The 4135-nt window shown below is 71.6% G+C and carries 3 protein-coding genes; all 3 read left to right on the top strand.

Features of this window, described 5'->3' with window-relative positions; translation table 11 throughout:
- On the top strand, nt 1-1126 hold a 1126-nt coding region (locus tag D7V93_RS39400), incomplete at its 5' end, for a TolC family protein (RefSeq protein WP_147451583.1).
- 5 nt (nt 1127-1131) lie between these two features.
- Nucleotides 1132-2310 carry an efflux RND transporter periplasmic adaptor subunit gene (locus tag D7V93_RS39395; protein ID WP_120648190.1) on the top strand — a complete coding sequence of 393 codons (1179 nt, stop codon included), beginning with the start codon at nt 1132-1134 and terminating at the stop codon, nt 2308-2310.
- A partial coding sequence (locus tag D7V93_RS39390; RefSeq protein ID WP_147451582.1) for an efflux RND transporter permease subunit occupies nt 2307-4135 on the top strand: 1829 nt, incomplete at its 3' end. The genes D7V93_RS39395 and D7V93_RS39390, both read left to right, overlap by 4 nt.

Here is a 4135-nt window from a genome sequence, read left to right as displayed (position 1 = left end):
GGCCTTCTTCCTCCCCAGCCTCAGCGCCAGCGGCACCTACACGCGCCGTCTGCGTGAATCCACGCGCGAGGTCGGCGGACAGACCGTCGTCCTCCAGAAGTACAACGCCCTGGGCGCCAACTTCACCGGCCGTCTGACCCTCTTCGACGCCCGTGGCTTCCCCCTCTACAAGGCCGCGAAGCTGGAGAGCGAAGCCTCCCAGCTCGACGCCGTGGAGACGCGCCGGCAGGTCTCCTTCGAGGCCGCCAACGCCTTCCTCGTCACCCTCGCCAACCAGCAGGTCTACCAGGCCGCCGAACAGCGCCTGGCCTACGCGCGCCAGGGCCTCGCCGACGCCCAGGCCCGCGCGAACGCGGGGCTCGCCAGCACCAACGACGTCACCCGCGCCGAGCTGGAGGTCGCCACCGCCGAGGCCAACCTCGCCGCGGCCTCCGGTGACGCGGAGACGAGCCGGCTGGAGCTGGGCTTCCTCCTCGTCGAACCCGTGAAGGGGGAGCTCGCACCTCCAGAGCCGCTGCTCGCGGACGCCGCGCGCCCCGCGCCCGCCCTGGAGCTGCTGACGCAAGGGGCCACCGACCGGCGGCCGGACATCCTCTCCGCGCGCCTGCGGGTGCGCTCGCTGCGGGAGCTCGCGAAGGAGCCGCTCGCCCGCCTGCTCCCCACGCTGGGGGCCACCGCCCAGTACCGCCTCACCAACGAAGCGGGCCTCAACGGCAACGTCGGCGACGGTTTCCTGACCGTGGACCTCACCTGGAACCTCTTCGACGGCGGCGTGCGGTACGCGGATCGCCACGAGCGCGTGGCCACCGCCAACGCCGCGGAGCTGAACACCCAGGCCTCCACCCGGCGCGTGTCGGTGGACATCGAACAGGCGCGGGTCAATCTGGAGACGGCCCGGGCCGCGCTCGCGCAGACGGAGCAGGCCGCCCGCGCCGCGCGCAAGAACGCCACCGAGACGGGCATCCTCTACCGCCAGGGGCTGTCCACCGCGCTCACCGTGGCGGACGCGTCGCTCAGCCTCTTCGAGGCGGAGGTGGCCCTGGCTCGCAACCGCTACGGTCTGGGCGTGGCGCTCTTGGGCCTCCGGGCCGCCGTCGGACTGAATCCATTGGGGAAGGAACCGTGAAGGCAATGCGACGCACTGGTGTGCTGGCCGTGTCCCTGGCCGTGTTGTCCCTGGCTCCCGGCTGCAAGAAGGAAGCGGCCGCGAACGCGGGAGGCGGCAAGGGCGGCGCCTCAGGCCGGGGCGCCCTCCAGTTCCCCGTGGAGGTCGCGCCCGTCGAGGCGCGCGACGTGGAGTACGCGGTCAACGCCGTGGGCGCCGTGGAAGCCTTCGAGCGCGTGCAGATCACCGCGCGCGTCCCGGGCGCCCTGGAGCGCGTGAACTTCAGCGAGGGCCAGGCGGTGAAGAAGGGCGACACGCTCGCGGAGATCGAACCCGCGCGCTACGCCATCGCCGTGCGCGCCGCGGAGGCGTCGCTCCAGAAGGCCCAGGCCGCGCTCGTGGAGGCGAAGGCCGGCGCCCAGCGCCGCGCGGAGGTCAACGCGCAGAGCCCGGGCCTGCTGCCCGCCGAACAACTGGAGACCTTCCAGGCCCGCGCCGCCACCGCGCAGGCGGACGTGTCCGCCGCGAAGGCGATGCTGGAGCAGGCGCAGCTCAACCAGCGCGACGCCTACGTGCGCGCCCCCATGGACGGCGTCCTCCAGACGCGCACGGTGCAGACGGGCCAGTACGTGACACCGGGCGTGGTGCTGGCCACGCTCCTGCGGCGCGAGCCCCTGCTCCTGCGCTTCAATGTCGCCGCGGCGGACGTGACGCGCATCACCCCGGGGATGCCGGCGCGCTTCACGGTGCGCTCCGAAGGGGGCGAGTACACCGCGAAGATCACCTACGTGGCCGCGAGCGCGGACGAGCAGAGCCGCATGGTGGCGGTGACCGCGGAGGTGACGGGCGAGGCGGCCCAGAAGCTGCGGCCCGGCGCGTTCGCCACGGTGAGCGTACCGGTGGAGACGCGCGGGGGCAGCCCGGTGATTCCGCAGACGGCCATCCGCCCCAGCGAGCGCGGCTTCCTCGCGTTCGTGGTGGACGGCAACAAGGCGCGCGAGCGCATCCTGGAGCTGGGCCTGCGCACGTCCGACGGACGGGTGGAGGTGAAGGAGGGGCTCAAGCCCGGCGAGTCGCTGGTGGTGCGCGGCGCCGAGGCGCTGCGTGACGGCGTCGCCGTGCGCGTGTCGGAGGCCCCCAAGCCGAAGGTCACCGGGGAGCAGCCCGCCCCCGAGGCGCGCACGGGCACGGAGGGCCGCCCATGAGCATCACCGACGTCTGCATCAAGAAGCCCGTGTTCGCCTGGATGATCATGGCGGCGACCATCATCTTCGGACTGGTGGCGGCCCAGCGCATCGGCATCAGCCAGTTCCCGGACGTGGACTTCCCCACCATCAACATCTCCGTGAGCTGGGAGGGCGCCAACCCGGAGGCGGTGGAGACGGACGTCGTCGAGTTCATCGAGGAGGCGGTGACGCAGGTGGAGGGCGTCAAGAGCATCACGTCCTCCGCGCGCCAGGGCAGCGCCAACATCACGGTGGAGCTGGACCTGTCGCGCAACGTGGACCTGGCGCTCCAGGACGTGCAGACCAAGGTGAGCCAGGCCCAGCGCCGGCTGCCGCTGGACATCGATCCGCCCGTCGTCTCCAAGTCCAACCCGGAGGACCAGCCCATCATGTGGCTGGGCGTGGCCGGACCCTTCTCCCAGCAGGTGGTGAGCGACTTCGCCCGCTACCGCGTGAAGGAGCGCCTGCAGACGGTGCCCGGCGTGGGCGAGGTGATGCTGGGCGGCCTCCTGGAGCGCAACGTGCGCATCTGGGTGGACGCGGAGAAGCTGGACGCGCACGCGCTCACCGTCACGGACCTCGTCGCCGCGCTCCAGCGCGAGCACGTGGAATTGCCCGCCGGCCGCATCGAGACGCAGGGCCGCGAGGTCAACGTGCGCTTCATGGGCGAGGCGTTGGACCTGGAGACGCTGCGCGACGTGGTGGTGCGCGAGGAGAACGGCCGCGCGGTGTACCTGCACGACGTGGCCATCGTGGAGGACGGCTTCGAGGACGAGCGGCGGCTCGCGCGCGTCAACGGCGAGCCCGCGCAGGCGCTGGGCATCAAGAAGCAGCGCGGCGCCAACGCGGTGGCCGTGGCGCAGCAGGTCCGCGCGATGCTCGCGGAGCTCCAGAAGGAGCTGCCGGAGGGCATGAGCGCGAGCATCAACTTCGACTCGACGCAGTTCATCGAGGAGAGCGTGCACGAGATCGAGTTCGAGCTGCTGCTCGCGTGCATCCTCACCGCGTTCGTGTGCTGGGTGTTCCTGGGCTCGCTCTCCAGCACGTTGAACGTCGTGCTCGCCATCCCCATGTCGCTCCTGGGCACGGTGGCGGTCATCTACTTCCTGGGCTTCACGCTCAACACCTTCACGCTCCTGGGCCTGGCCCTGGCCGTGGGCATCGTGGTGGACGACGCCATCATGGTGCTGGAGAACATCTTCCGGCACGCGGAGGAGGGGAAGGACCGGGTGAGCGCCGCGCGCGAGGGCACCGCGGAGATCACCTTCGCGGCGCTGGCGGCGACGCTGGCGGTGGTGGCCATCTTCCTGCCCGTCGTGTTCATGAAGGGCATCATCGGCCGGTTCTTCCTCCAGTTCGGCGTCACGCTGTGCGTGGCGGTGCTGCTGTCCTACGTGGAGGCCATCACCCTGGCGCCCGCGCGGTGCGCGCAGCTGCTCAAGACGTCCCGCGAGCACCGCAGCCGGGTGGGCGTGGTGGTGGACAAGGCGTTCACGAAGCTGGAGCACCTGTACGCGCGCGTGCTGGCCTGGGGGCTGGTGCGGCCGTACCGGGTGCTGCTGGTCGCGGTGGCGATGCTGGTGCTGAGCGGGTTCGCCTTCAAGGCGCTGCCCGGCGAGTTCGTGCCGTCGCAGGACCAGGGGCGCATGTCGGTGCGGTTGCAGACGGCGGTGGGCAGCAGCCTGGAGGAGACCAACCGTCTGTTCAAGCGCGCGGAGGACTTCGTCGCCAGCCGGCCGGAGGTGACGCGCGTGTTCGCGGTGGTGGGCGGCGGTGGCGGTGGTGGCAGCGTGAACTCCGGCAA

The organism is Corallococcus llansteffanensis (assembly GCF_003612055.1).
Lineage (GTDB): Bacteria > Myxococcota > Myxococcia > Myxococcales > Myxococcaceae > Corallococcus > Corallococcus llansteffanensis.
This window is presented reverse-complemented; position numbering and strand designations above follow the sequence as displayed.

Coding starts and splice junctions, on each gene's coding strand:
- D7V93_RS39395 (WP_120648190.1), top strand. CDS start 1,132: ATGCGACGCACTGGTGTGCTGGCCGTGTCCCTGGCCGTGTTGTCCCTG.